This is a genomic window from Burkholderia sp. AcTa6-5 (genome assembly GCF_017815075.1).
GTDB classification, from domain to species: domain Bacteria; phylum Pseudomonadota; class Gammaproteobacteria; order Burkholderiales; family Burkholderiaceae; genus Burkholderia; species Burkholderia sola.
On record NZ_JAGIQE010000007.1, the window covers coordinates 1 to 26,349 of the forward strand.

Genomic DNA, 26,349 nt, shown 5'->3' on the forward strand with positions numbered 1-26,349 from the left:
CTGGCAGAACAGCAGGTCTTGTCCGGTTGCTATTGGCAAGACAGTTGTGATAGCGACTTTCAGGTCGCACCTGTATGAATGTACAGTATAGTATCCGTCGAACTCGATCGGCGCGGGCATCACCTGTGCGGCATCCGCCGCAGCGTTCCGGCACCGTGACTTCCGGCTAACTCATTCAGACGGGCAGGCAAATTGTCATCCAGCACTCTGATCCGCATTCGCGGAGCACGTCAGCACAACCTCAAGAATCTCGATCTCGACCTGCGCACCGGCGAAATGACGGTCGTCACCGGCCCGTCGGGCTCCGGCAAGTCGAGTCTCGTGTTCGACACGCTGTACGCGGAAGGCCAGCGGCGCTACGTCGAAACCTTCAGCGCGTATGCGCGGCAGTTCCTCGACCGGATGGATCGCCCGCAGGTCGAGCGCGTCGACGGCGTGCCGCCCGCGATCGCGATCGACCAGACCAACCCGGTGCGCAGTTCGCGCTCGACCGTCGGCACGATGACCGAGCTGAACGATCACCTGAAACTGCTGTACGCGCGCGCGGCGGAGCTGTTCGACCGCAAGACCGCGCGGCGGGTGCGGCACGACACGCCCGAAACGATCTACGCGGAACTCGTCGCGCGCACGCAGGCGGACGATCCGCGCGTCGTCGTCACATTCCCGGTCGAATTGCCGGAAGCGGTGTCCGACGAGGAAATCGCGCAGTGGCTGTCGGCGAGCGGCTACACGCGCGTGCAGGCGCAGCGCGAGGTAGCGTCCCCCACCGGGCCGCGCAAGCTGCTCGACGTGGTGGCCGACCGCTTCCGCGTGCAGCAGGCCGACAAGGTGCGCGTGGTCGAGGCGATCGAGGCGTCGCTGAAGCGCGGCGGTGGCCGCGTGAACGTGTATGTGCTCGCGCCCGAAGCGGAAAACGCAGTGGCGGAGCCGGTGATCTGGCGTTTCTCCACCGGGCTGCACGATCCCGACAGCGACTTGCGCTACGCGGAGCCGCAAGCCGCGCTGTTCTCGTTCAACTCCGCATACGGCGCGTGCGAAACGTGCCGCGGCTTCGGCCGCGTGATCGGCGTCGATCTCGGCCTCGTGATTCCCGACGCGCGCAAGACGCTGCGCGGCGGCGCGGTCAAGCCGATGCAGACGCCTGCGTGGAAAGAGTGCCAGGACGACCTGATGCGCTACGCGGCGAAGGCCGGCATCCGGCGCGACGTCGCGTGGTCCGAACTGACGGACGCCGAGCGCGACTGGGTCGTCAACGGCTCGCCGGACTGGAACGGCAAGTGGCAGAGCCAGTGGTACGGCGTGAAGCGCTTCTTCGGTTACCTCGAATCGAAAGCGTACAAGATGCACATCCGCGTGCTGCTGTCGAAATACCGCAGCTACACGCCGTGCGACGTGTGCGGCGGCGCGCGCCTGAAGACGGAATCGCTGCAATGGCGGCTCGGCTCGAAAGAGAATGCCGACGGCGTGCTCGCGCCGGCCGATCGCTTCATGCCGCGCGGCGTCGACTGGAGCCGCGCGCAGCTCGAAGCGCTGCCGGGCCTGACCGTGCACGACCTGATGCTGCTGCCGATCGAGCGCATCCGCCGCTTCTTCGACGATATCGTTCTGCCGAGCGCGCTGCTCGACGATGCGCTGAAGCTGCTGCTCGCCGAAGTGCGCACGCGCCTGAAATACCTGTGCGACGTCGGGCTCGGCTACCTGACGCTCGATCGCCAGAGCCGCACGCTGTCGGGCGGCGAGGTGCAGCGGATCAACCTGACGACCGCGCTCGGCACGTCGCTCACGAAAACCCTGTTCGTGCTCGACGAGCCGAGCATCGGGCTGCATCCGCGCGATCTCACGCGGATCGTCGAGGCGATGCAGCGGCTGCGCGACGCGGGCAATACGTTGGTCGTGGTCGAGCACGATCCGTCGGTGATGCTCGCGGCCGATCGATTGATCGACATGGGGCCCGGCCCGGGCGAGCGCGGTGGCACGATCGTGTACGACGGCACGCCGGGCGACATTCGTTCCGCGCACACGCTGACGGGCGAGTATCTCGGCGGCCGCAAGCAGGTCGCGCATGCGTCGAACTGGGCGCGTCGCCCGGTCGACGCGAATACGCCGCGCGTCGTGCTCGAAGGCGCGACCGAGCACAACCTGCGCGACGTGACGGTCGAGATTCCGCTGCAGCGGCTCGTCTGCGTGACGGGCGTGTCCGGCTCCGGCAAATCCACGCTGCTGCAGGACGTGCTGTATCCGGCGATGGCGCGGCACCACGGCAAGGCAACCGAATCGCCGGGCGCGTTCCGCAGCCTCACGGGCGCCGACCAGGTCGGCGACGTCGTGTTCGTCGACCAGTCGCCGATCGGCAAGACCACGCGCTCGAACCCGGCGAGCTACGTCGGCGCGTTCGACGAAATCCGCAAGCTGTTCGCGAAGGCGCCGCTCGCGTTGCAACGCGGCTACGGTGCGGGCACGTTCAGCTTCAACTCGGGCGACGGCCGTTGCCCGACTTGCGGCGGCTCGGGCTTCGAACATATCGAAATGCAGTTCCTGAGCGACGTCTACCTGCGCTGCCCGGATTGCGACGGCAGCCGCTATCGCGCCGAGATCCTCGAAGTGCGCATCGAGCGCGACGGCCGCGCGCTGAACATCGCCGACGTGCTCGATCTCACCGTCAGCGAAGCGGCCGCGTTCTTCGCGACCGATGCCGAGGTGCTGCGCGTGCTGCAGCCGATCGTCGACGTCGGCCTCGAATACGTGAAGCTCGGCCAGCCGGTGCCGACGCTGTCGGGCGGCGAAGCGCAGCGCCTGAAGCTCGCCGGCTTCCTCGCCGAATCGGCGGCGGCGGCCAACGGGCGCCGGGTCGCGACGGAAGAGGCGCGCATCGCACGCGCGAAGCTGTTCATGTTCGACGAGCCGACCACCGGCCTGCACTTCGACGACATCGCGAAGCTGATGCAGGCGTTCGGCAAGCTGCTCGCGGCCGGCCATTCGCTGATCGTGATCGAGCACAACCTCGACGTGATCCGCGCGGCCGACTGGCTGATCGATCTCGGCCCGGAAGGCGGCGACGGCGGCGGCCTCGTGCTGTGCGCGGGCACGCCCGACGACGTGAAGGCGTGCGCCGAATCGCATACCGGCGTGGCGCTGTTGCAGTACGACCGCGAGATGGATGGCGACGCAGTGCGCGCCGACGAAGGTGTACCGCTGCAGGCCGTGCTGAACGCGGCGCGCGCGCGCCGGGCGATCGAAGGCGAGGACGTCGTGCGCATCGTCAACGCGCGCGAGCACAATCTGAAGGCGCTCGACGTCGACATTCCGCACGGCAAGTTCAACGTGATCACCGGCGTGTCGGGGTCCGGCAAGTCGACGCTCGCGTTCGACATCCTGTTCCACGAAGGCCAGCGCCGCTATCTCGAATCGCTGAACGCGTATGCGCGCTCGATCGTGCAGCCGGCCGGCCGCCCCGAGGTCGACGCGGTGTACGGCATTCCGCCGACCGTCGCGATCGAGCAGCGGCTGTCGCGCGGCGGCCGCAAGAGCACGGTCGCGACCACGTCCGAAGTGTGGCACTTCCTGCGGCTGCTGTATGTGAAGCTCGGCCTGCAGCACTGCATCCACGACGGCACGCCGGTCACGTCGCAGTCCGTCGAATCGATCGCCGCGCAACTGCTGCGCGATCATCGCGGCGAACACGTGGGGCTGCTCGCGCCGCTCGTCGTCAACCGCAAGGGCGTATATACGGATCTCGCGAAGTGGGCGAAGGCGCGCGGCAGCACGCATCTGCGCGTCGACGGCGAATTCGTCACGGTCGACCCGTGGCCGAAGCTCGACCGCTTCCGCGAGCACACGATCGAATTGCCGGTGGCCGATCTCGTCGTGTCGCCGGACAACGAGGCCGAGTTGCGGCGCAGGCTCGACGAGACGCTCGAGCTCGGCAAGGGCGTGATGCATCTGCTGGCGCCGCTCGACGGGTTGCACCATGCGATGCAGAACGATCATTCGACCGCGCAGGTCGGCGCGGTCAAGGTGCTGTCGGTCAAGCGCGCGTGCCCGGTGTGCGGCACGAGCTATCCGGAGCTCGACCCGCGGATGTTCTCGTACAACAGCAAGCACGGCTGGTGCACGACCTGCGTCGGCACCGGCGTCACGCTCACGCGCGAACAGCGCGCCGCATACGACGACACGGTGCTCGCCGGCGACGATCGCGGCCGCGAGCAAACCTTGCCGTCGGACGAGCAGGAGCCGGAAGGCGTCGGCAACGAGCCCTGTCCGGATTGCCAGGGCACGCGGCTGAACCCGTCCGCGCGCGCGGTCACGTTCGACGCGCATCCGATCGTCGAGGTCGCGCAGTGGACGGTGTCGGACACGCGCCGCTGGATCGACGCGCTCGAACTCACCGGGCGCGACGCGCAGATCGCGCGCGACATCGTCAGCGAGATCGGCAGCCGCCTCGCGTTTCTCGAGGAAGTCGGGCTCGGCTACCTGAGCCTCGACCGCGCGGCGCCGAGCCTGTCGGGCGGCGAAGCGCAGCGGATCCGGCTGGCCGCGCAGCTCGGCAGCAACCTGCAGGGCGTGTGCTACGTACTCGACGAGCCGACGATCGGCCTGCATCCGCGCGACAACCAGATCCTGCTCGACGCATTGCGCAAGCTCGGCGACAAGGGCAACACGCTCGTCGTCGTCGAGCATGACGAGGACACGATCCGCCGTGCCGATCACATCATCGATATCGGCCCGGGCGCAGGCAAGCGCGGCGGCAAGCTGGTCGCCGAAGGCGCGGTGGGCGATCTGGCCGCGCAGCCGGATTCGGTCACGGGGCGCCTGCTCGCGCAGCCGATGCTGCACCCGCTGCAACCACGCCGCAGCGTGAGCCTGCCGGGCAAGAAGGGCGGTGAAGCCGTGCCGGAAGCGTGGCTGACCGTGCATGGCGCGAGACTGCACAACCTGCGCGACGTCACCGTCGGCATTCCGCTCGCGCGGCTCGTCGCGGTGACGGGCGTCAGCGGCTCGGGCAAGTCGACGCTCGCGCGCGACGTGCTGATGACGAACCTGCTCGACGCGGTCGGCCGCTCGGTACTGTCGTCGCCGGCCACGCGGCGTGCGCGCAAGGCCGCGCAGCAGGATGCGACGGCCACGAACCGCCGTTCGAGCGTGCTCGCGCGCAGCGCACCGCGGCCGTCGCTGAACGTCACGCATGCGTGGCAGGGCTGCGAGTCGCTGAGCGGCTGGGAGCAGATCGATCGCGTGCTCGAAGTCGACCAGACGCCGATCGGCAAGACGCCGCGTTCGTGCCCGGCCACCTACATCGGCGTGTGGGACACGATCCGCAAGCTGTTCGCGGATACGCTCGAAGCGCGCGCCCGCGGCTATACGGCGTCGCGTTTCTCTTTCAATACCGGCGACGGGCGTTGCCCCGCGTGCGAAGGGCAAGGCGTGCGCACGATCGGCATGAGCTTCCTGCCCGACGTGAAGGTGCCGTGCGACGTGTGCCACGGGCAGCGTTTCAATCCGGAAACGCTCGCCGTCACGTGGCGCGGCCGGAACATCGGCGACGTGCTGACGATGGAGATCGACGAGGCGGTGGAATTTTTCGCGCCGATCTCGAACATCGCGCATCCGCTGCAACTGATGAAGGATGTCGGGCTCGGCTACCTGACGCTCGGCCAGCCGTCGCCGACGCTGTCCGGCGGCGAGGCGCAGCGCATCAAGCTCGTCACCGAACTGACGAAGGTGCGCGACGACATCACGCGCCGCGGCCAGAAGGCGCCGCACACGCTGTACGTGCTCGACGAGCCGACGGTCGGCCTGCACATGGCCGACGTCGCGAAGCTGATTCGCGTGCTGCACCGGCTGGTCGATGCGGGGCATAGCGTCGTCGTGATCGAGCACGACCTCGACGTGATCGCGGAAGCCGACTGGATCATCGATCTCGGCCCGGAGGGCGGCGTGGGCGGCGGCACGATCGTCGCGGCGGCGCCGCCGGAAGCGCTCGCGAAGGTGAGCGCGAGCCATACCGGGCAGGCGCTGAAGCCGGTGCTGGCGCGAACGGCCAGCGAAGGTGCGGAAGCGGCGCAGCAGGGCGCGGCGCGGGTCGGCTGAACACGCTGCACCCGGCAAGCGGCCCCGGTGCCGGGTGAGGCATCGGGGCCGCTCTCGTTTCGTCATTCATGTCGACGATGGCGCGGCGCTCAATTCCCGTTGACGCCGATCGCCTCGATGATCGTCTCCAGTTGCGGGCTCATCGGCAGGTTGAGACTCAAGCCCGACGGAAGCGGACGCAGGAACCAGCGCTTGTACTGCCGCGCGATCTCGCCGTCGGCGGCCAGTTCCTGGAACGTGGTTTTCACGACCTGCGCGAGCTGCGGATCGTCCTTGCGGAACATGATGCCGTACGGGTCGTAGGACAGAAAATCGCCCACCACGTCGTACTGGCCGCCCTTGCTCGCGTTCTCGGCGATCAGGCCGTACAGCAGCACGTCGTCCGTCGCGAACGCGTCGGCGCCGCCGTTCGCGACGAGCGCGAAGCCCTGCGCATGATCGGGCACCACCTGGAGCTGGATCCCGAGCCTGAACCGCTCGTTCAGGTCGCGCAGCGCCTTCTCGTTGGTCGTACCGGCCGTCACCGCGACCTTCTTGCCTGCGAGATCGCGGAACGAGCGGATCGGCGCGCCGCGTTTCACCATCACCTTCGTGCCGGCCACGAAGAAGATCGGCGAGAACGCCACGCGCTTCTGGCGCTCGAGGTTGCTGGTCGTGGAGCCGCATTCCAGATCGACCTTGCCGCTGACCACCGCGTCGATGCGGTTGTCGGACGTGACCGGCACCCAGCGGATCGTCAGGCTCTTGTTGATCGCATCCTCGATCGACGACACGAGCGCCTTGCACAGCTCGATCGAATAGCCGATCGGCTGGTTGCGCGCGTTCAGGTACGAGAACGGTATCGACGCTTCGCGATAACCGAGCGCGATCGTGCCGCTGCCGCGCACCTTCGCGAGCGTGCCGGTCAGTTGGGCCGGCGCGAACGGTTCGACGCGCGGCAGCGTCGAGGGTGCATCTTCCGCGTGCGTGGTCGCGCCCGCGGCAAGCAGGCCCGCGAGCGCGAGCGCACGCCAGAATCGCTGCATCTTCATCGCCGGGCCTCCGTCAGACTTCGGTCGGATGTGCGATCGTCGCTTCCTGTTCCGCTTCGATGCGCGCCGCGTTGGCTTCGGCTTCCGCTTCCGACAGCAGCTGGCCTTCCCATTTCGCGACCACCGCGCTCGCGATCGAGTTGCCGACCGCGTTCGTGGCCGAGCGGCCCATGTCGAGGAACGTGTCGACGCCGAGAATCAGCAGCAGCCCGGCCTCCGGCAGCCCGAACTGGTGCAGCGTGGCCGCGATCACGACGAGCGACGCGCGCGGCACGCCGGCCATCCCCTTCGACGTGAGCATCAGCACCAGCAGCATCGTGATCTGCGTGCCGAGCGACAGGTGGATGTTGTACGCCTGTGCGATGAACAGCGACGCGAACGTGCAGTACATCATCGAGCCGTCGAGATTGAACGAGTACCCCATCGGCATCACGAAGCTCGAAATCTTGCGCTTCACGCCGAAGCGGTCGAGCGCGTCGAGGATCTTCGGATACGCGGCTTCGGAGCTGGCCGTCGCGAACGACAGCATGAATGCTTCCTTGATCAGCAGCAGCAGCTTGAACACGCGACGGCCGAGGAACAACAGCCCGGCACACACGAGCAATGCCCAGAGCAGGAACAGGCTGACGTAGAAGTCGCCCATGAACACCGCAAACTTCAGCAGCACCGACAGCCCGTTGACTGCGACGGTCGCGGCCATCGCGGCCATCACCGCGAGCGGCGCGAGCTTCATCACGTAGCCGGTGATCTTGAGCATCACGTGCGACAACTGGTCGATCGCGGCGATGAGGATCTTCCCGCGCTCGCCGAGCGCGGCGAGCGCGACGCCGAAGAACATCGAGAACACGACGATCTGCAGGATTTCGTTGTTCGCCATCGCCTCGGCGAACGACTTCGGCACCATGTGGCCGACGAAATCCTTCAACGTGAACTTGGACGTCGCGAGGTTCGCCGATGCGCCGATGTCCGGCAGCGGCAAGCCGAGATTGTCGCCGGGCCGCAGCAGGTTCGCCATCAGCAGCCCGAGCAGCAGCGAGACCAGCGACGCGGTGACGAACCAGCCGAACGCTTTCGCGAACACGCGTCCGACCGAGGCCGCGTCGCCCATGTGCGCGATGCCGACCACCAGTGTGGAGAAGACGAGCGGGCCGATCACCATCTTGATCAGGCGCAGGAACACGTCGGAGACGAGCGAGATGTACCCGGCGATTTCAGCGGCGGCCTTCTTGTCCGGAAAGCTCGTGAAGACCATGTAGCCGATCGCGATGCCTGCCACCATCGCGATCAGGATCCAGACGGCTGCAGCATTCTTTTTTCGCATCGTAAGCCTCCCATGCAGCGGTTTCGCAATCGGGGATGGGAGGACGATACAGGACCAGAATGGCGATGAACAGTGCAACCGGGTTCGGGTTTGCGCTAGCGCCGGGTAACGGCCGATCGGGCGACGGCGGCTGCGCCGGTGGCGCTCCGCGACCGAAGCCGGCGCAACCGGCTACCGGTTTGTGCGGAGCAGCACGTCGCCTGTTCGGCGGTCGCCGGATCGGGACGACCTGCGCCGCTGCGCCATTTGCGCCTGTGCTGTGCCTATAGGCGGGCGATGCTGCGTTGCCGCGACGTTGCACTCGTCATGCGCGCGAGGATCGGGCAGGCGCGTGCTGAAATCGCACGCCTGCGCCGCGAGCCGGACGATCTCGGCGGCCAGCGCGACGGCACGCGGTTTTCGATCAGGCCGCCGGCGCGAGCGATGCGCCCGTGATGCCGTGCCGGCGCAGCGAATCGGCGACGAAGCCCGACGCCTTCATTTCCTCGACGAATGCGGCCAGTGCCGCGGCGGCCGCGTCGCCACGGCTCTTCGGCACGCCCATCGCCTGCCGGATCACCATGAAGCGTTCGTCGAGCAGGCGCAGGCCGGGCGTTTTCGCGGCATCGGTTTCGAGCTGCTGCTTCACGCCGGCCGCCACTTCCAGCTTCTGCTCGACGAACGTCGCCACGACGGCCTGCGACGTCGGTGCGCGCACGATCGTCGCGGCCTTCAGTTCGCGGGTGAGGAATAGGTCGTACGCGCTGCCCTTGCCGACGGCCACGCGGTTGTGCGGCTGGTCGACGTCCGCGTTGGTGCGGATCGGCGATGCGTCCGGCACGAGATAGAAGCCTTCGATCAGCACGTACGGCGCGGTGAACGCGACCGTTTCGCCGCGCAACGGATCGACCGCGAAGAAGCCGAAATCGGCGCGCTCGTCGGTCAGCGCCTGCACCGACTTGCCGGCGGCGTCGAACACGACGAGTTCGAGGTCGACCGACAGGCGCTCGGCGAATGCACGGGCGAGGTCGATCGATACGCCGAACGGTTCGCCCGTTGCCGGGTCGCGGTTCGCGAGGATCGGGTTGCCGAGGTTGATCGAGGCGCGGAGCTTGCCGGTGGGGGTGAAGGCGGAGACGACAGCTGGAGCGATGGGCATGGGCGGACTCGCGGGAGGCGTAGGGTCGGTCGGGTGACGGGATGCGCGACAGCGCGTCGACGCCGAGCTTATCACCGGACGTCGGGGGGAGCGTGTCGCGGGGCGTTCCGGCGTCGAAACCTCGAGCTGGCGCGACCGCTTCGCGGTCGCTCGCCACACAGTGTCCCGGGCGCACGACCACCCCGCTATGCGTTCCGGCTCCGGTCGGCAGCGAGGTGCGCGGACGGTTCGACCGCAATCGCGATTTTTCCGCGAATGCCGTTGTCGGGGCGCTCCAGCCGCGCATGGGCGAGCGGAATGTCGGCAAGCGAATAGACGGCGCCGATGTGCGGCCGCAACTGGCCGCGCTCGACCAACGCCCTCAACTCGTCGAGCTTGCCGCGGTTTTGCCGCGTGAAGACGAAGTGATAACTCGCGTTCTTGCCCCACGCCTGAAGCAGGTTTTGTGGCTGTGCGATGTCGACGATCGTGACGACGCGGCCAAGCTGGGCGAGCGCGTCGGGGCTGCGCGACAACGTGTTGCCGCCGACGGTGTCGAACACGACATCGACGCCGCGGCCGCCCGTTTCCCGCATGATCGCGTCGACGTAGTCCTCGTGCCGGTAGTCGATGACCTCATCGGCGCCCAGGCTTCGTGCGAACGCGAAGTTGGCTTCGCGCACGGTCGTGAACACCCGGGCTCCGATCGCTTTGGCGAGCTGGATCGCCACGTGGCCGACGCCGCCCGCGCCGCCGTGCACCAGAATGCTTTCGCCCACCCTGAGCGCCGCCCGCACGACCAGGGCTTCCCACGCCGTTCCGCCCACCAGCGTCAGGCTGGCCGCCTCGAGATGGCTCAGTGACGAGGGCTTCTTCCCGACGATGCTTTCGGCCGCGACGTGGAACTCGGCATAACTGCCGGGTCCGTCGAAGATCTGCGGGGTATACCAGACTGCGTCTCCCGGCGAGAAATTCGTCACGCCCGGCCCGACCGCTTCGACCACGCCGGACACGTCATGCCCGGTGATGGCGGGCAGCGGCACCAGGTCGGGATAATCGCCCCGCCGGACCTGGTAATCCAGCGGATTGATCGAGGTGGCATGTACCCGGACCAGGACTTGTCCCGCATGCGGTACGGGCGTGGGCACATCGCACGGTTCGAACGCATCCGGACCGCCAAATGATTTGAGTCGCATTGCTTGCATCGCACGTCCTCGTTTCGATAAAAAGGGATATCGGGAATTATCGATATATTCGGGTAAAAAATTACAGCTCCGTGCCGATGCGCTCGGCAAGCGCACGGATCGCCGCTTCGTTTCGCTTGTAGTACGTCCACTGGCCGATGCGCCGGACTTCGACCAGGCCGGCACGTTGCAGCGTCGCCAGATAATCGGACACCGTCGACTGCGACAGCCCGACGCCTTCCTGAATGCTGCTGACGCAGACGCCCACCGTGTGAACGTCCCCTTCGTCCTGCGGCGGGAAGTGCTTCCCGGGATCCTTCAAACCCCGCAGGATTTCAAGGCGTGTCCGGTTCGAGAGGGCTTTGAAGATATCGAGCAATTCCATGGCGTGATCATATCGACATTTACCGATATGTCAATACGGCCGCCGGCCGCTTCCGGGGAGTGGCAGCTGGGTGACGCCGCGGGCGTCTATCTGGTTCGTCCGGCCGTGCCTGGTCCGTCTTGTGAGGGGCGATACTTGCGATTGCGCCGGTGTCGGCTCACCCCTGAATGCTGAGCGCCTTCTCGATCGCGGCAATCAGCTTGAACGCATCGCTGCGCGCGATCAGAAACCCGCGGCTGGTGTACTCGCACCCGAACGCATAGAAGCTCGGGAGCAGTGTCACGCTGTCGTTCTTCGGATCGAAATCGACTTCGCATCTCGTCAGCGGGAAGAACGGAGGCGCCTCGGCCGGCATGTCGTCCACGATGCGCGCCTAGTACATTTTTCGGGGCGGCAACAGGCGCTTCGCCTGCAAGCGCTGTCGGGCAACGGCGCTGGCTTTTTTCCGCTTGCGCTCCGTCGTCGGCTTCTCGTAGCTCGTGCGACTGCGCAGCTCGCGAATCAGTCCGGTTTTCTCGATGTCGCGCCGGAATCGCCGCAGCGTGACATCGATCGGTTCGTTCAGCTTCGGCGTGATTGTCGTCATGTAGATTCTGTCTGGAAAGAGGTGGGAACGGAAAGCTAGCCGAGCCGCGTCATGACGGCGCTGGCTATCTCGTCGGATTCGAATTCCGAATAGCCTGCGCCGATCGATAGCGCACGTACCGCCATGAACATGTGCAGCTCGGGTTGATGGCACATCGCCGAATCGGCGAGGCCGGCAGGCACGGCGGTGTCGATCCGGGTGACTTCACGCCGGCTGATCAAGCCGAGCAGTTCGTCGATGATCATTTCGACCTCCAAAATACCAACACACTATGTGGCGTTGACGAGCCGCGTCAGCACGCGCTGGCGAAGAATCCCTGTTTGCCACGATTGTCGTCGATGATGTTCTCGGCATAGCGCACCGACGCTCGACGCGCGTCACCGGCGTTATCGAACGGGGACGTGTCGCGCAATCTGAAGGTCTGGCTCTGCGTCAGCGTATCGGTGGTGCCGCGCAGGCAAATCTTGACGGCCGCGTCGAACCCGGCATCGTAGTTATGCGGGCTGCCGTTCAGCGCGGCAACGTGAGGATAAATGAGTGGATAAATCTCGAATCCACGATAGACGTGCATGCTCATGACGAACTCCTGGCGTTCGGCCACGACGAGTCGCATGGGCGAACACATCCGGCCGGTATTCCCGTTATGGGGCGGGCCGATGGGTGAAGGGGACAACGTTGCAGCGCGAAGGGGGGGGGCGATGCAGCAAGCGGGCGGGTGGAGGGGCGAACGGTCAAAGGACGGCTGATCGCGCGGATGAACTCATCATACGCGCATCGTTTGCCGAGCGGTCGATTTATTCCGGGGTTGGCGCACGCACGGGCACGCCCGGCGGCGACGTCAGAGCGTCGTCAGCAACTGCAACTGACGTTCGGTCTCGTTTCCCGCGACCAGCGAAAAGAACCCGGTCTCGCGACGTTCGACGACCGTGAGCCCCTCGCTGTCGGAGAAGACGTTCCACGCGCTGTCGTCGACATGGGCGATCGCGCCGCGCGTGCGCGCGAATGCCAGCAATAGCGGACTCGCCTGGCGGCGCAGCACTTGACGATCCGCATTCAACACATAAGGTGGCCAGCCGGCCCGAAGGACGAGATAGTAAGGAATGGAGCCGGGATCGATGGTCATTGGGGCCGTTTCATGTGTGGGCCTGCGTTTGCCGTCCGGCTGCATTCGGAGCGGTGTCGGCGAAAGCGTGCGATGGAGCGAGGGGCGTTCGCCGTGGCGTGCTTTCAGTTTATGCGTTGAACCGCTCGATTCGCAGGATATCGCAACGATGTCCCGCGGCGTCGGTCCGGCGACGACGCGATCCGGCCGTCAGGCCGAGCGCTCGCTCCGCGCGTCGAGCGGAACTGCCTGCCACCGAAGTGTTGTAGCGATATCTACTGAATTGCAGTGCTCGTGACGGCCCATTATGCTGCCGTCATGAATCCTGCGCCGACGTCGTGGCTCCTGCTGATCGTCAGTCTGCCGACTTCCGGCGCGACTGCGCGCATGCGCATCTGGCGTACCGTCAAGGCGCTCGGCTGCGGCGCGTTGCGCGACGGTGCCTACCTGTTGCCCGCGCATGCCGAGCAGGCGGCGCAGTTGCGCGAGCTGGCCGACGACGCGCGTAACGGCGACGGCCACGCGTGGCTGCTGGATGTCCATGCGGACGATCCCGCGGACGAACAAGCATACAAGTCGCTGTTCGATCGCGCGGGCGATTACGCAGACTGGCTTGCCGAGCTTTCGGAGGCGCGCAAGGCGCTGTCCGATCTGGCGGCAGCCGATCTCAATCGCCTGCAACGCCGCCACGCGCGCACGTACGACGCCATTCGAAGCATCGATTTCTTTCCCGGCGAAACGTCGCTGCGCGCGCAGGCGCAATGGCGGGATTTCACCGCCGCGATCGAAGCGCGGCGCTCTCCCGGCGAGCCGCATGCCGCCCAACGCGGCATTCCCCGTCGCGACCCCGCGCAGTATCAGGGCAGGGTGTGGGCGACGCGCCGTCACCTGTGGGTCGATCGCGTCGCCAGCGCGTGGCTGATTCGGCGTTTCATCGATCCGCATGCGCGCTTCGTGTGGCTGGACAACCTTGCCGATTGTCCGGCTGACGCGCTCGGCTTCGATTTCGACGGCGCGCCGTTCACGCATGTGGGCGATCGCGTGTCGTTCGAGGTCCTGGTCGCGAGCTTCGGGCTTGGCGACAACGACGGACTCGTCCGGCTGGGGGCCATGGTGCATGCGCTGGACGTGGGCGGCGCCACCGTGCCGGAAGCCGCCGGATTCGAGGCCATTCTCGCGGGCGCCCGCAAGCGTCTGGCCGACGACGATGCGTTGCTGATGGAGATCGGCGCGGTACTCGATTCGTTGTACGTGCATTTGCGCGGCAACCGCAAACCCTGACCTCGCTGCCCGCCTCGACATGAATACACATCGCGACCGTCCGGCCTATACGCTGGGGCAACTGATCCTGTACTTCGCGTGGCTCGGCGCGACGGGTTTCGGCGGGCCCGTCGCGCTGGCCGGCTACATGCATCGGGACCTCGTGGACACGCGCCGCTGGATCGCGGACGCGGACTACAAGGAAGGCCTGGCGCTCGCGCAGCTGGCTCCCGGCCCGCTTGCCGCGCAACTGGCGATCTATCTCGGCTACGTGCACTACCGGATCGTCGGCGCCACGATGGTCGGGATCGCGTTCGTGCTGCCGTCGTTTCTGATGGTGGTGCTGCTCGGCTACGCATACACGCGATTCGGCGGCCTGACGTGGATGCAGTCGGTGTTCTACGGCGTCGGCGCGGCGGTGATCGGCATCATCGCGATCAGCGCGCGCAAGCTGACCGCGAAAAGCGTCGGTCGCGACAAGCTCCTTTGGGCGATCTATCTCGTGCTGGTCGCCGTGACGGTGATCACGGAATCCGAAGTGGCGTGGCTGTTTCTCGCGGCCGGCGTGCTCGTCTGGTTCACGCGCGCGCCGCCGAGGTGGTTGCGCCAGCGGCGCGTCAATGCGGCCGTGGCGTTGCCCGTGTCCGCCACCGGCGCATGGCTCGGTATCGTCGACTGGCCGCAGCTCGCGCAACTCGCCGTCTTCTTCGCGAAGGCGGGCGCGTTCGTGTTCGGCTCGGGGCTCGCGATCGTGCCGTTCCTCTATGGCGGCGTGGTCACCGAGCACCATTGGCTCAACGAGAAGCAGTTCGTCGACGCCGTGGCGGTCGCGATGATCACGCCGGGCCCGGTCGTCATCACGGTCGGCTTCATCGGCTATCTGGTGGCGGGGCTGCCGGGCGCGTGCGTGGCGGCAGCCGGCACGTTCCTGCCGTGCTATCTGTTCACGGTGTTGCCGGCGCCGTACTTCAAGAAGTACGGCAGGCTGCCGGCGATCCTGGCATTCGTCGACGGCGTGACGGCCGCGGCCGTCGGCGCGATCACGGGATCGGTGATCGTGCTGGCCCGGCGTTCGATCGTCGACGTGCCCACCGCGTTGATGGCGCTCGCGACGATCGTGCTGCTGGTCAGGTTCAGGAAGCTGTCGGAGCCCATGGTCGTAGGCGGGGCCGCCGTGATCGGCCTGATCGTGTACCCGCTGTTGCATCACTGATCGTGGAGGCCGCCATGCAATGGATTACGCGACAACGTCCGAAAATCGACCGGGTGGCGTGCCCCTGGCTCATTGCCCGTTTTATCGACGAGACGCCCGAATTTCTGTACGTCCCGCCGGGCGACGTGCTGCGGATCGCCGACGAGACCGGGGCGATTCCGTACGACATTCCGGGCGTGGAGTTGACGCACGTCGGCGAGCAATGCAGCTTCGACGCGTTTCTCGACAAGTATGGTCTGGCTGACGATCGGGCATTGCAGCACATGGCCCGCATCATTCGCGGCGCGGATACGTCGCGGCTCGACCTGACGCCGCAGTCGAGCGGCCTTTATGCGATTTCGCTCGGACTGTCGGACATGTTTGCCGACGATCACGACATGCTCGAGCATGGTCTGGTCATGTACGACGCGCTTTACGCGTGGTGTAGGCATTGTCAGGCCGAAGGCCATGCATGGCCGCCGAAGATGGCGGAGTGACGACGCGGGGAATGGCGGATTCGACGGATGAAAAAATGCCCGCGATGCGCGGGCATTTCGTCAACAGTTGCCTTTCTTGGCCTGTCCCGGCGGACAGAATCCATTCCCCGGCCCGCCTTGCGGCGCGACCACGACCGGTGGGCCCGGAACATAGGCGACGCACCCGCTGAGCGCGCCCACCATGCTCGCCGCTGCGAGCACTGCGATCACCCATTTTTTCACTTCGTTCTCCCGTTGGTAGGAAAGGGCCGTTCGGCCCTTTCGATGATGCGGTCAGCGCGTCAGAAACTGAAGTTGACGTTGGACTGACTGGTCGTTGCGTTCACGTTGGCCGACTGGGTCGCGCCCGATGTCGCGTCGGCCTCGATCGTGTATTGGCCTGCGGCGGCCGGCGCCGCGGCCAGCGTGACCGGCAGCGAGCCCGAGTAGGTGCCGACGATCGGTGCAGCCACAGGCACGGACAGCGCATAGGCGCCGGTGTCCATGTTCGCGTTGATCGACGTGATCTCGTAGGCGTGCGCGTCGATCGTCTGCAGCGCGCGCACGAAGGCGTTCGCGCTTGCGGTGACCGTACCGCTGACGGTGCTCGTCGTCGAGGCCGGCAGCGTGATCGGTGCGGCGGACGCCGACACCGCCGTGGTCGCGTTCACGACCACCGGAACCGAGCGGACGATGCCCGACGCGAAGTTGTTCTGCACGATCACGACATCGTAGTTGCCCTGCGTCGAGCTCTGGATCAGCGGCGACAGCACGAACTTCCCGGAGCTGTCGGCCACCGTGCCGCGGACGACCTTGCCGCCTTGTTCGGCATAGACGGTCGCGCCGGCTTCGGCGGAGGCGACGTAACCGGAGATCGCGCCGCTCACGACGGTCGGGATCGCGGTGACGACGGGTTTCAGCGCGTACGAGCCGTTGCCGCGCTGGACGATCGACTTGCATGCGTTGAAGTCGAGCACGAGATCGACGAGGGTGTTGGGCTGGACCGTGAACGGCTGGATGATCTTGTAGCCGCTTTGCGTCGCGCTCGGCGTGGCGAGCGCCTGTTCCGTGCCGCCCGTCGGGACGACCGAGTTGGCGAGGGTATTGCCCTGGTTCTGCGCGAGCACCAGCCGGACTTGCTGATACTGGCCGGCCGGCAGCGCGGTCTGGCCGAGATCGGCGAGCACGCCGTTGGTCAGCGACAGCAGGTCGATCTTCTGCGGCGTCGCGAGGGACACGGTCGACCAGCCGGCGTCGTTGTCATTGGCGTTCGCGTTGGCGTTGACGCGGACTTGCGAGACGGTGACGTACACGTGGTCGAAGCCGCACGATGGCGCATCCGTCATCGCGACGTGCAGCGTACCGGTTTGCGTGCCGCCACCGTCGTCGCCGCCGCCGCAACCGGCGAGAATGAATGGTACGAAGGCAGCGCACAGGGCGCTCTTGATCATGTTGTTCATATGTCACCCCCAGTGGGATCGTTATTGTGGGTGACGGAAGAATAGCCCGGCCGTAGCTCACTATCTGGGCATATTTGAAACGAACGGTAAGTATTTGTTAGGTCGGTCAGTTTTTTCCGGGATTGATGTCGCAGCGGCGCGCGCCGGGGGTGGCGAGGGGCGATTGCTTCCTGCGGAGGCGGGAGCCGGCTCTTTTGTCAGACGTTAGCAGCGCCGCGGTGGCATGTGCCATCGACGTCGTGTCCAGCGCGGATTCGGGCGGCTCGGCTGGATCGCCCGTTCCCCGCTATGGGCGAGGCATTAGCCCGGACCATCGCTCGCGGCCGCGAGAAGCGGCACGACCAGATCGCTGATCGGCGTCGGAATGCCGTGCGTGCGTCCGTATCGCTGCACGACGCCATTCCGGCAGTCCCATTCGAGCGGACGGTTGCCTTGCCGGTCGGCAAGAATCGACGTTCCCAAATCGGGCGGAAAGCCGTGGAATCCATCGACGATCTCCTGCGGCACTTCATCGCCGAGCTTCGCCCCCTCCGCACGCGCGACCTCGAGACATTCCCGCAAGTACGCGAGCGACAGGTCGGTGATGTCGCTTCGCGCGAACATGCCGGCGCGGCGACCGGTCAGTACCATCAGCCCCGCCACCGCGTTCTGCAACAGCTTGCGCCACGCGAGCGAGATGAAATCCTCCGCCACCTCGGGCGAGCATCGCGTGCCGCGCAAAGCCGAAACCACCACGTCGCTCGCGGGCGTATCGGGCAGCGTGAGCCGAGGCTTGCCGCGCAGCCACACCGACGTGCCCGATTCGCGTTGCGCGGGAAACCAGACGATCGACGGCACGATCGTGGCGCCGGCCGCATACGGCGCGAAGGCGGCTTTCTGCTCGACGCCGTTTTGCAGCACGCAGACGACGGTATTCGTATCGCATAGCGCGGAGACCCACGGTGCCGCACTCGGTATCTGCGTCGACTTGACCGCAACGAATACGAGGTCGAACCTTTGATTGACGGCTTGCGGATCGGTCAGCACGGGCCCGGGCACGACGATCTCGCCGCCGTCGAAGCGCAACGTCAACTGCTCGTGCGCCGAGCGGCCGCAGATCACTGGCGTGCGGCCGGCTTCGTGAAGGGCCGCGGCGACGGTCGTTCCGATTGCACCGGGACCGACGAGAGCGACGCGCGGATAGTCAGGCTTCGTCATGGCGTTCATCCTGTGAGTGGTCTGTCAGATGCGAGCGCAGTGCGAGAGCGAGCGGAAAAATCGCCAGCGCGGTCAACGCGGTCGCATACGTGGCGCCGTGCACACCGATCCGGTCGCCGAGGAAACCGTAGAGGACGGGCGATAACGCGCCTGATGCGATCGTCCCGGTATAGAAAATCGCGAATGCGCGCTCGGTGCGCTCGGGCGCGGACATCTCCGGGACGGTTCCGTACAGCACCGACGACGTGCCGTTGAGCATCATGCCCAGGATCGGCAGCAGCACCATGGTAAGCGTCAACGGAAGATAGATCACCGCGACGATGCACGCGGCCGTACCGCCCTCGGTGAGCAGCACCGTCCTCACCGTCCCCATCCGCGCACCGAGCCAGCCGCACATGAATTTGCCGGCCGCACCGCCAATGAAAACGAGTGCAAGCGCCGTTCCCAGCAGTTGCGGCGAAACGCCCTTTGCCTTCAGCAGGAAAGGCAGGAAGGTAAGCAGTCCCATGCGTACGGCCGTATCGAGCACGCCGATGGAAAACAGCGCGGAGAATCCGCCTCTCCCTGTGCCACTGCGTCGAGCGTGCGCTTGCTCTTTTGCCGTCGTCTGCGCGGCGGCGCGCGGCACGGCGGGAAACCACAGCGCGATGCCGGCGGCCACGACGCAGCCCAGCCCGGCGACGATCCATAGCGCATGACGCCACGGCATCATGGTGACGAGCAGCGAAATGGCGGCCGGCAGCGCGGATTTCCCCAGATCGCCGGAAAAGTTGTAGATGCTCAGCGGACCTCTCGCGTCGCGCCCATAGACGCGGGAGACGGCGCCCGACGCGATCGGATGCTGCGTGCTGGAGCCGACGCCCGAGATCGCGAGCGCGACGCCCAGCCCGAGCAGGCCGCCGGACATGCCCGCGATCGCATAGCCGAGCGCGGCGAGCAGCGTACCGATTGCGAGCGTCGCGCCGCTGCCCAGACGTTGCGCGACACGCCCCGCGGACAACTGCAGCGTTGCCATCGTGCCCGCATAGACGCCGCGCAGGATAGCCAGGGCCGCGAAGTCGAGCCCGAATTCCGACTGCCACACGGGTAGCAGCGCGTAGATCATGTCCGTATAGCCGTCGTGTATGGCGTGCGCAACGCAGGAGAGCCACAGCACGCGCGGCCTCGACGGTGCAGTCTCTCGCGCGACGGGCGGGGAAAAAACGGGCAAGCGCATTGTCATTCTCTCCGTACGAGCGATGCATGGAAGGCGCTCGCGGTGTGGTTTTCAGGCTCGACGTGGCAATTTTATGACCGGGATGTCAGGCATTTCAATTGAGCTAAAATCCCGTCAACAGAGAGAAAAAGTCACGTCATGGACGAAAGCCGAGGTGCTTTGACGCACCGGGACGAACTCCCCCCGCTCAATGCGCTGCGCGCTTTCGATGCGGTTGCGCGGCACGGCAGCTTCGCCGGCGCCGCGGCGGAACTGCACGTCACCCATTGGGCTGTCGGAAAACAGATCCGGTTGCTGGAGGACTGGTTCGGCCTGCCGTTGTTCGATCGTCGTCCGCGTGGCGTCGTGCTCACCGACGAAGGGGCCGCGTTGCTGAGCGACGTCAGCCACGCGTTCGAGCGCCTCGGCACCGCGGTGGTGCGGCTGCGCCACAATCCGTTCGCGCACCGGATATCAGGCGTCGTGCGGGTGAACGTGCCGATGAGCTTTGCGCTGTGCTGGCTGCTGCCGCGGCTCGCCGATTTCCATGCGCGGTACCCCGACATCGACGTCAGGGTGTCGACGACGTCGCGTAAGCTGCGCTATGTCGCCGATGCGTTCGATATCGGCGTTCGCTCCGGTCCCGAGCAAGGCGCGGGCGTCGTCTCGCGTTCGTTGATGCCCGACCCGCGTGTGCCGGCTTGCAATCCCGCCTTGCTGCGCCAGCATCCGATACAGAGCGTGACCGACCTGCGTCATCACACGCTGCTGCATTCGGCCACGACGCGTTCCGCGTGGTCGCACTGGTTGAAGGAAGCGGGTGCGCCCGATCTGCGCGCCGCGCGCCACGTCGAATTCGATCACGTGAATCTTCAGCTGGGCGCGGCGATCGAGGGACTCGGCGTGGCGTTGGCATCGCTGCCGCTGATCGGGCGCGATCTTGCCGAAGGGCGCCTCGTGTGTCCCATCGCATCGCCCGTCTGGCGCGCCGACGACTACATGCTGGTGACGAACGCCGATCGCGCCGACGATGCGGCCGTGTCCGCGTTCGAGGCGTGGATGGAAGGCATGGCGAGTCAGGAGGGCGGCTAGGTTCGCCGATCAGGCCGGGCGAGGTACGACACCGGAGCCATGCCGCCACTGCTCCGGTGTCGCGAGTCGGCGATCAGAAGCCGTGGAACATGCCGATGTTGACCTGAACCTGGTTGCCGCCCGACGACGTGTTGCCGAAGTCGGCAGCGGAAGCCTGCGCACCCTTCGCATGCACGTAGGCGCCCATCGCATACAGCGCGGTACTCTTCGACAGCGAGTACGTCGCACCCAGCGACACCTGGTTGATCGAGGCCATCGTGCGACCCTCGGCCGCTTGCGTGGGCGTGGCTGCGGAACCGTAGACATACGTGTAGCCGGTCGCCAGCGACAGCGCCGGCGTGACGCGGTACTGCAGCAGCGCACCGAGCACGTTGAAGTGGATTGACGGCTGGCCATCGTTGCCCTTGTACTGGGCGTTCGAGTAGCGCAACCCGGCCGTGTACGGACCGACCTCGTATTGCGCGGCGACTTGCGCGATGCCCGCGCTCTTGAACGCATTGCCGCCGTTGTAGCCCGAACTCGGATAGCCGAGCGCGCCGCCGAAACTCGGTTGTGCGGTTGCGTTCACCCATCCGTTCTCGCCCTGGTTGGCCGCACGGAAGTAGCCGCCGGCGACCGTCAGGCCACCTTGAGCGTAGGTCGCGGCCGCCGACCACGATTGCCCCGAACCCGTTGCACCGGCCACGCCGCCGAACGAGTACGCGGCTTCGGCCTGGAAGCCGTGGATGATCGGCGAAATGTACTTCACCGCGTTGTTCTGGTTCGTCGTGTTGTCGTTGTTGTCGACGTCGCCCGGCGTCGAGAAGGTCGACGCCGAAATGGCGTCGCCCGTCAGGACCTGAACCATTTCCGTCACGGCGTCGAGCTGGCGCCCCATGCGCAACGCGCCGTACTGATTGGACGCGAGGCCCACGTACGCCTGGCGGTTGAACAGCGAACGCGTGTTACCGATCGGCCCCTGGCCGCCGATGCCGCCCGTCCCGATGTTGAAACCATTCTCGATCTTGAATACCGCCTGCAGGCCGCCGCCGAGATCCTCCTGGCCTCTGAGGCCCCACTTGTTCGAACCCGAGGCGCCGCCATCGAGGCCGTACCGACTGTGGCCATTGATGTTCGACGTGTAACCGATGCCTGCATCGAGCATGCCGTACAGGGTGATCGACGACTGTGCCATTGCTGCCGACGATGCTGCGAAGGCGGCAACAGCGATAACGCTGATGTTGATTTTTTTGTTTTTCATCTGCATTTCACTGTCAGGAGTAGTTTCGGGATGGGGTGAAACGGCTTTCGTCGTATCCGGATGCAGCGGGCGGCGCATGGCCTGCGCGTCGTTTCGGTCGCGACGGCCGGCGTCATGTTCGCCACATCGTCATGCCGGATCGGCTCACTTCGTGATCCTTACAATTTCCCTTGCTCGGTTGTCGCATCGGTCGTCCTTGCGGACTGGCCAGGCGTCCGGTTCAGCCGCCGGCGACGGGCGCCGATACGGCCTGGCCGCACTTTGCAAGTGGAAGGACCATATCAGGAACATAAATGCCGGTCAAAATTTGTTTGATATAAGTTAATCTCGTCTGATCGTCGGGCGCCTTACGGGATTTCCCCTATAAGAACCGGCACGAAGGCGACGTGTTATCGCGATCCGCGCCATCGCGCTGACGATCTCGACCACGGCAAGCGAATTCAGGTGGGGTGGGGGAGGGAATAATCGGCTTGAAGGGCTGGCACGACGGGCAACGATCATGCAGTCCCGGTTGTAATCGTTCTATTTATTCCCGGGTTGCAATAATCGAAACAGAGAAGGCGATTGTTGAATGTCGGTGCGATTGGCCGCAAGCGGGTTTTCCGCGTGTCGCTGAGCGGCGGATAGTTTTACGCGGGCGAACCGGCTCATGCGGACGCCGGACGAACCGGTTTTCCGGGTCGGCAGCCAGCGCCTGACCTCGGCGTCCGATTCCAATCGAACGTCAATCTCGGACGAAACTCAGTATTCGATCCGGCGTTGCATTAAATAGAATTTCATGTCGTCGCGGCCATGCATTGAAATCGGTATCGGGTCCCGCTCAAAGCCGAGCATTTCGTAGAACGGGTATGCCGATTCGCGCGCCGTGCACCAGAGCAGCACGCCGCGCTGTTCGCGCACATGGCGAATGGACAGATTGACCAGCAGGCGTCCGAATCCCAGGCCGCGTACCGACGGATCGACGGCCATGCCGCGAAGGCGCCACATTTCAGTGTTCAAAGCGCCGGATTGTGCTTCTTTACACACCGATGCCACCGCAACGATCCTGTCGTTGTCACGAACGGCAAAGTGCATCGTCGTTGGGGCGTGATCTCCGTGTAGCGCGCTTCCCTCTTCATCTCCCGCCATCAGGATGGCGGCCCTGAGGGGATAGGTTTCTTCCGCACGGACGGCACAGATGGTAAAGCGCACATCTTGTGAAATCATATAATTATCGGCTCTCTTCGTAACGCGGATTTTCTTCCAATTCTCTTTCGACATACCCACTCGCAAAATTAGCAGTTGCCGGGCATGGCGAGTAAGGGTAATTTCCTACCTGTTTTGTTTTTTGAATCATACGCTAACTGCGATCACAGATGACGTTGAAAGTATCGACAGATGCAGAACTGGCCTACGACGAGATCCGATCGCGGATCTTTGACGGCCGTCTTGCGCCTGGGCAGAAAGTATCTCACCGAGGCCTGTCGGACGAACTGGGTTTCGGCCAGATGCCGGTGCGCAGCGCATTGCATTTGCTCGAATCCGAAGGGCTGGTCGTCGTGATCGAAAAGAGCGGCACCTATGTCGCGTCGCCGACGACCAGCGATCTTCGCGAAATTTTTGAAATGCGGCTGGCCCTCGAGAGTACCGCAGCGTTTCTCGCAGCGAAGTCCGGCGTAACGGCAGGCCTTCGCGAGGCCGCGGCAAAAATGCGGGAACTGATCGACCGGGACGTCGCGGACATCATGCTCGAGCAACGTATCGGTTGGGTGTTTCATCAAGAGTTGTTTGCTGCCGCACGGAACGTCCGGATCTCGTCGGCGTATGGTTTATTGCGGGCCCAGACCCTGGCCCTGAACGAACTCCCGCGTGGCGACGCGGAAACCGTTCGGCGCGGCACGATCGAGCACCTGCACATCTTTCACGCAATCGAAGCGAACGACGGCGAGCTTGCGCGTCAGCATATGTGGAATCACATCGTTGACGGCACGCCGGCACGGATAAAACTGCTAAAGGCACGGCATGAACACGAAAAATAAAGGGCTTTCCCTCCCGATGCAAATGTTTGGCGGACTGGTGCTGGGCGTCGCTTGCGGCGTGTTTGCGCCGGGCTTCGCCGCGAAGCTGGGCTTTCTCGGCACGATGTTCGGCCACGCGATCAAGATGGTCGTCATGCCGTTGATCTTCCTGTCGGTCACGGTCGGGGTCTTCCGTGCGGGCCGGCTTCGCGAGCGGCTTGGCAAGGTCGCCCTGTCCAGTATCGCCTTCTTCATTTTGATGACGGGCCTGGCTGCATCGTGCGGCCTGCTGCTCAACTTTGCATTTCGACCGGGTCTCGGCGCGAGCCTGACTCACTCCGGATCGATGCCCGCCGCGCTTGCTTCCAGCATCGACTGGACGAAATTCCTCGTCGATTTGATCCCCGCCAACATCGTCGCTGCGCTTGCTGCGGGGAATTCGCTCCCGGTGCTCGTTTTCGGCGTCATTTTCGGCGCCGCATTGTCGGCCGCCCCGGAGCGGGCCGAGCCTGCGATTGCCGTTTTCGAGGCGCTGCTGTCGGGGCTGTTCAAGATGATCCAGTGGGTGATCGCATGGTCGCCGCTCGCGATCTTCGCCGCGATCGCGCAGTTGTTGGCAGCCAAGGGCTTCACGGGCGCGCACTCGCTCATCGAGCTGCTGGGCGTGGCCTATCTCGGCATGGCGATTCTGGCGGTCGTGCTGACCATCGTCATTCGCGTCGCCGGTCAGTCGCCGCTCGCCGTGCTCAGGAAGGTGAAGGAGCCGCTGATCCTGGGGTTCACGACGCGTTCGTCCGAAATTACCTATCCGTTGCACCTGAAGAAGCTGGTTGAACTGGGCGTGCCCTATGGCGTGGCGTCCACGATCTTGCCGCTCGCCTATATTTTCAATCGCGACGGCGCGGTGCTCTACACGGCCCTCGCGGTCGGGTATCTGGCCGACGCCTATCACCTCGTCTGGTCCTGGCCGCTGGTGATCACGATTCTGATCTTGACGATCGTCACCATCGACGGAGCAGCCAACGTGCCGTCCGGCGCGATCGTCGCGATCACCATCGTTCTCACGTCGATCGGGTTGCCGGCCGATGCGGTGCTGCTGCTGTTGGGCGTCGACGCGTTTTTCGACATGGGAAGAACCGCGCTCAACGTCTACGGGAGCACGGCGGCCGCGGCCGTGGCGGTGAAGCTTTCCGGTTCGGAGAGTACGGCCGCGGAAACCGTGGCGGGCCGGGCAAGCGTGTAGGGGCTCCGGAAGCGACGGGCGGTGCGCGTTTCCATGTTGCGCCCGCCTGTTGCAACGCGCTGGCGTACCGCCACTCGCGCATCCAGGCACGGCGAGGATAGGGCATTGGATGAGCGCGTGTCTTTATCGAGTTACAGTTAGTAGAACGGCGTATCGTTGCAGGAGAAACATGATGATTGGTTCAGAATCCGCAGATTTTTTCATGCTGCGTTTGGGCACGCCGCATCCGTCGTGGACATTCACCGATGACAGCAACATGATCGGCATTGTCGATTGCGACGGGGTGGTGAGCGCCATGTTCGAGCTGGATCGCAACCAGGTCGCACAGATCAGAGGGCTGGGCCAATCGGTGGAGAGAATCCGGTGTACTTGCGAGCGCGCTGGCCGGGAACTGCACTTTTATCTCCATGGCAGACAGGTGTCTCAAGGACTGTGGGCCGGCGTCGCGTCGGCCGATCCCGACTATCTGCCGACCGATGCGATGATCGCGACATGGGAAGGGCCGAATGCCGACGATGCGTTGGAGCTTGCGGGCGTGAACGCTCGCGTGGCAGCATCCGTGAGCTTGGCCTAAACTGCGATCACAGATTGTTGCGCGGGGTCGAGCCGGGCGTCCCGATCTTTGGGGCAGGTCGTTTGTCGTCTCCGTCCGTTTGTACACGTACGCCGGTCAATGTATGCGGTTCTGGCACACTCAACCTCGGATCGCCAGAACCTTTTGCTGGCCAGCTTACTGGCCAGCGTTTTTTATTCCTTGAGCCGATCGCATCGGCTCGCTCGCTTGCTTCGCGCTCGCCGATCGACGAGAGGTGTGCCGCCGAAGTCCGTGTTGAGCGAAGATGTCCGGAGTCAGTTCATGCAAGCGCAAGGCATCGAGGCGCGCTGAAGCGATCACGCGTCCTCGATGCCCGGTGGCCCGTGCCCGCGCATCAGCGCAAAGGCATCGGCGCCGCCGTGCTGCGCGCGATCCTGGCCGACGCCGACGAACATCGAATGACCGTTCGCGTCGGCGCTTTGCGCGGCAGCGATTCGAACCGCTTCTACGAACGGCACGGCTTCGTGCGAACCGACGAAGCGGAATGGGACATCACCTACCGCCGCGAACCGGGCGCGGCAACGACGTAGCACTCGCGTGATGCATTCCGGTTGAAATCGACACGCACGCATTAGCGTTTTCACCAATG

Annotated in this window: 23 protein-coding genes and 1 pseudogene; 9 read left to right on the top strand and 15 right to left on the bottom strand. The window is 65.2% G+C overall.

Annotated features, from left to right (window positions below; genetic code table 11):
- Positions 1-192: 192 nt before the first annotated feature.
- A complete protein-coding gene (gene uvrA / locus J8I33_RS11435; protein WP_209935654.1) occupies positions 193-6,087 on the top strand; it encodes an excinuclease ABC subunit UvrA in 5,895 nt (1,964 codons plus the stop codon).
- An 89-nt stretch (positions 6,088-6,176) separates the two neighbouring features.
- Here uvrA and J8I33_RS11440 read toward each other — a convergent pair whose 3' ends face one another.
- The 10 genes from J8I33_RS11440 to J8I33_RS11485 form a co-directional block, all read right to left on the bottom strand.
- Positions 6,177-7,118 (bottom strand): amino acid ABC transporter substrate-binding protein, encoded by a 942-nt coding sequence (locus tag J8I33_RS11440; protein WP_209935657.1) that lies wholly within the window; start codon positions 7,116-7,118, stop codon positions 6,177-6,179.
- 13 nt (positions 7,119-7,131) lie between these two features.
- Entirely contained in the window at positions 7,132-8,439 is a 1,308-nt protein-coding gene (locus J8I33_RS11445; protein WP_050013516.1) for a dicarboxylate/amino acid:cation symporter, read from the bottom strand.
- 403 nt (positions 8,440-8,842) lie between these two features.
- Positions 8,843-9,577 carry an ABC transporter substrate-binding protein gene (locus J8I33_RS11450; protein ID WP_209935659.1) on the bottom strand — a complete coding sequence of 245 codons (735 nt, stop codon included), beginning with the start codon at positions 9,575-9,577 and terminating at the stop codon, positions 8,843-8,845.
- A gap of 185 nt (positions 9,578-9,762) precedes the next feature.
- On the bottom strand, positions 9,763-10,761 hold the full coding sequence (locus J8I33_RS11455) for a zinc-dependent alcohol dehydrogenase family protein (RefSeq protein WP_124652346.1): 999 nt from the start codon (positions 10,759-10,761) through the stop codon (positions 9,763-9,765).
- A gap of 61 nt (positions 10,762-10,822) precedes the next feature.
- Positions 10,823-11,125, bottom strand: coding sequence for a metalloregulator ArsR/SmtB family transcription factor (locus J8I33_RS11460; RefSeq protein WP_124652349.1), 303 nt, complete (start codon positions 11,123-11,125; stop codon positions 10,823-10,825).
- Between the two features lie 157 nt (positions 11,126-11,282).
- Positions 11,283-11,489 (bottom strand): hypothetical protein, encoded by a 207-nt coding sequence (locus J8I33_RS11465; protein WP_124652351.1) that lies wholly within the window; start codon positions 11,487-11,489, stop codon positions 11,283-11,285.
- Positions 11,490-11,498: 9 nt separating this feature from the next.
- Positions 11,499-11,711, bottom strand: coding sequence for a 30S ribosomal protein S21 (rpsU, locus tag J8I33_RS11470; RefSeq protein ID WP_050013514.1), 213 nt, complete (start codon positions 11,709-11,711; stop codon positions 11,499-11,501).
- 35 nt (positions 11,712-11,746) lie between these two features.
- Complete coding sequence (locus tag J8I33_RS11475; protein WP_050013513.1) at positions 11,747-11,956, bottom strand: hypothetical protein; 210 nt, start codon at positions 11,954-11,956, stop codon at positions 11,747-11,749.
- Positions 11,957-12,003: 47 nt separating this feature from the next.
- Positions 12,004-12,288 (bottom strand): hypothetical protein, encoded by a 285-nt coding sequence (locus J8I33_RS11480; protein WP_050013644.1) that lies wholly within the window; start codon positions 12,286-12,288, stop codon positions 12,004-12,006.
- Between the two features lie 261 nt (positions 12,289-12,549).
- On the bottom strand, positions 12,550-12,834 hold the full coding sequence (locus J8I33_RS11485) for a hypothetical protein (protein ID WP_050013512.1): 285 nt from the start codon (positions 12,832-12,834) through the stop codon (positions 12,550-12,552).
- A gap of 297 nt (positions 12,835-13,131) precedes the next feature.
- On the opposite strand from J8I33_RS11485, the gene J8I33_RS11490 reads away from it, so the two are divergent.
- Genes J8I33_RS11490 through J8I33_RS11500 form a run of 3 tightly spaced genes read left to right on the top strand, consistent with a single transcriptional unit; the run spans position 13,132 to position 15,762 of the window.
- A complete protein-coding gene (locus J8I33_RS11490; protein WP_089490070.1) occupies positions 13,132-14,094 on the top strand; it encodes a chromate resistance protein ChrB domain-containing protein in 963 nt (320 codons plus the stop codon).
- Between the two features lie 19 nt (positions 14,095-14,113).
- Positions 14,114-15,286 (top strand): chromate transporter, encoded by a 1,173-nt coding sequence (locus J8I33_RS11495; RefSeq protein WP_209935662.1) that lies wholly within the window; start codon positions 14,114-14,116, stop codon positions 15,284-15,286.
- A gap of 14 nt (positions 15,287-15,300) precedes the next feature.
- Positions 15,301-15,762 (top strand): chromate resistance protein ChrB domain-containing protein, encoded by a 462-nt coding sequence (locus J8I33_RS11500; protein ID WP_124630201.1) that lies wholly within the window; start codon positions 15,301-15,303, stop codon positions 15,760-15,762.
- A 281-nt stretch (positions 15,763-16,043) separates the two neighbouring features.
- On the opposite strand, the gene J8I33_RS11505 is transcribed toward J8I33_RS11500, so the two are convergent.
- The 3 genes from J8I33_RS11505 to J8I33_RS11515 form a co-directional block, all read right to left on the bottom strand.
- Complete coding sequence (locus J8I33_RS11505) at positions 16,044-17,201, bottom strand: DUF4382 domain-containing protein (RefSeq protein WP_209935665.1); 1,158 nt, start codon at positions 17,199-17,201, stop codon at positions 16,044-16,046.
- A gap of 300 nt (positions 17,202-17,501) precedes the next feature.
- A complete protein-coding gene (locus tag J8I33_RS11510) occupies positions 17,502-18,398 on the bottom strand; it encodes an oxidoreductase (protein ID WP_124630091.1) in 897 nt (298 codons plus the stop codon).
- Entirely contained in the window at positions 18,385-19,614 is a 1,230-nt protein-coding gene (locus tag J8I33_RS11515) for an MFS transporter (RefSeq protein ID WP_209924246.1), read from the bottom strand. The genes J8I33_RS11510 and J8I33_RS11515 overlap by 14 nt, the downstream gene beginning before the upstream one ends.
- Positions 19,615-19,752: 138 nt before the next feature.
- Here J8I33_RS11515 and gcvA point away from each other — a divergent pair, with 138 nt between their 5' ends.
- On the top strand, positions 19,753-20,685 hold the full coding sequence (gene gcvA / locus J8I33_RS11520; RefSeq protein ID WP_209935668.1) for a transcriptional regulator GcvA: 933 nt from the start codon (positions 19,753-19,755) through the stop codon (positions 20,683-20,685).
- Between the two features lie 73 nt (positions 20,686-20,758).
- On the opposite strand, the gene J8I33_RS11525 is transcribed toward gcvA, so the two are convergent.
- Together J8I33_RS11525 and J8I33_RS11530 are read right to left on the bottom strand one after the other, a co-directional pair.
- Positions 20,759-21,925, bottom strand: a complete 1,167-nt coding sequence (locus J8I33_RS11525; protein ID WP_050013642.1) for a porin — start codon at positions 21,923-21,925, stop codon at positions 20,759-20,761.
- A gap of 741 nt (positions 21,926-22,666) precedes the next feature.
- Positions 22,667-23,131, bottom strand: coding sequence for a GNAT family N-acetyltransferase (locus tag J8I33_RS11530; protein WP_209924486.1), 465 nt, complete (start codon positions 23,129-23,131; stop codon positions 22,667-22,669).
- Positions 23,132-23,280: 149 nt separating this feature from the next.
- Between J8I33_RS11530 and J8I33_RS11535 the strand changes: the two genes are divergently transcribed.
- From J8I33_RS11535 to J8I33_RS11550, 4 genes and pseudogenes are all read left to right on the top strand, one after another.
- Positions 23,281-23,943 carry a GntR family transcriptional regulator gene (locus tag J8I33_RS11535; protein WP_050013504.1) on the top strand — a complete coding sequence of 221 codons (663 nt, stop codon included), beginning with the start codon at positions 23,281-23,283 and terminating at the stop codon, positions 23,941-23,943.
- Positions 23,927-25,165 carry a dicarboxylate/amino acid:cation symporter gene (locus J8I33_RS11540; RefSeq protein ID WP_185733166.1) on the top strand — a complete coding sequence of 413 codons (1,239 nt, stop codon included), beginning with the start codon at positions 23,927-23,929 and terminating at the stop codon, positions 25,163-25,165. The genes J8I33_RS11535 and J8I33_RS11540 overlap by 17 nt, the downstream gene beginning before the upstream one ends.
- A 169-nt stretch (positions 25,166-25,334) precedes the next feature.
- Positions 25,335-25,739 carry a hypothetical protein gene (locus J8I33_RS11545; protein WP_124555055.1) on the top strand — a complete coding sequence of 135 codons (405 nt, stop codon included), beginning with the start codon at positions 25,335-25,337 and terminating at the stop codon, positions 25,737-25,739.
- 323 nt (positions 25,740-26,062) lie between these two features.
- Positions 26,063-26,290: pseudogene (locus J8I33_RS11550) on the top strand (GNAT family N-acetyltransferase); the annotation flags it as partial.
- Positions 26,291-26,349: the final 59 nt, after the last annotated feature.

Excerpts from the sequence above, each read along its gene's own strand:
- J8I33_RS11440 (WP_209935657.1), bottom strand. The coding sequence starts at position 7,118 with ATGAAGATGCAGCGATTCTGGCGTGCGCTCGCGCTCGCGGGCCTGCTT.
- J8I33_RS11445 (WP_050013516.1), bottom strand. The coding sequence starts at position 8,439 with ATGCGAAAAAAGAATGCTGCAGCCGTCTGGATCCTGATCGCGATGGTG.
- J8I33_RS11450 (WP_209935659.1), bottom strand. The coding sequence starts at position 9,577 with ATGCCCATCGCTCCAGCTGTCGTCTCCGCCTTCACCCCCACCGGCAAG.
- J8I33_RS11455 (WP_124652346.1), bottom strand. The coding sequence starts at position 10,761 with ATGCAAGCAATGCGACTCAAATCATTTGGCGGTCCGGATGCGTTCGAA.
- J8I33_RS11460 (WP_124652349.1), bottom strand. The coding sequence starts at position 11,125 with ATGGAATTGCTCGATATCTTCAAAGCCCTCTCGAACCGGACACGCCTT.
- rpsU (WP_050013514.1), bottom strand. The coding sequence starts at position 11,711 with ATGACGACAATCACGCCGAAGCTGAACGAACCGATCGATGTCACGCTG.
- J8I33_RS11475 (WP_050013513.1), bottom strand. The coding sequence starts at position 11,956 with ATGATCATCGACGAACTGCTCGGCTTGATCAGCCGGCGTGAAGTCACC.
- J8I33_RS11480 (WP_050013644.1), bottom strand. The coding sequence starts at position 12,288 with ATGAGCATGCACGTCTATCGTGGATTCGAGATTTATCCACTCATTTAT.
- J8I33_RS11485 (WP_050013512.1), bottom strand. The coding sequence starts at position 12,834 with ATGACCATCGATCCCGGCTCCATTCCTTACTATCTCGTCCTTCGGGCC.
- J8I33_RS11490 (WP_089490070.1), top strand. The coding sequence starts at position 13,132 with ATGAATCCTGCGCCGACGTCGTGGCTCCTGCTGATCGTCAGTCTGCCG.
- J8I33_RS11495 (WP_209935662.1), top strand. The coding sequence starts at position 14,114 with ATGAATACACATCGCGACCGTCCGGCCTATACGCTGGGGCAACTGATC.
- J8I33_RS11500 (WP_124630201.1), top strand. The coding sequence starts at position 15,301 with ATGCAATGGATTACGCGACAACGTCCGAAAATCGACCGGGTGGCGTGC.
- J8I33_RS11505 (WP_209935665.1), bottom strand. The coding sequence starts at position 17,201 with ATGAACAACATGATCAAGAGCGCCCTGTGCGCTGCCTTCGTACCATTC.
- J8I33_RS11510 (WP_124630091.1), bottom strand. The coding sequence starts at position 18,398 with ATGACGAAGCCTGACTATCCGCGCGTCGCTCTCGTCGGTCCCGGTGCA.
- J8I33_RS11515 (WP_209924246.1), bottom strand. The coding sequence starts at position 19,614 with ATGCGCTTGCCCGTTTTTTCCCCGCCCGTCGCGCGAGAGACTGCACCG.
- gcvA (WP_209935668.1), top strand. The coding sequence starts at position 19,753 with ATGGACGAAAGCCGAGGTGCTTTGACGCACCGGGACGAACTCCCCCCG.
- J8I33_RS11525 (WP_050013642.1), bottom strand. The coding sequence starts at position 21,925 with ATGAAAAACAAAAAAATCAACATCAGCGTTATCGCTGTTGCCGCCTTC.
- J8I33_RS11530 (WP_209924486.1), bottom strand. The coding sequence starts at position 23,131 with ATGATTTCACAAGATGTGCGCTTTACCATCTGTGCCGTCCGTGCGGAA.
- J8I33_RS11535 (WP_050013504.1), top strand. The coding sequence starts at position 23,281 with ATGACGTTGAAAGTATCGACAGATGCAGAACTGGCCTACGACGAGATC.
- J8I33_RS11540 (WP_185733166.1), top strand. The coding sequence starts at position 23,927 with ATGAACACGAAAAATAAAGGGCTTTCCCTCCCGATGCAAATGTTTGGC.
- J8I33_RS11545 (WP_124555055.1), top strand. The coding sequence starts at position 25,335 with ATGATGATTGGTTCAGAATCCGCAGATTTTTTCATGCTGCGTTTGGGC.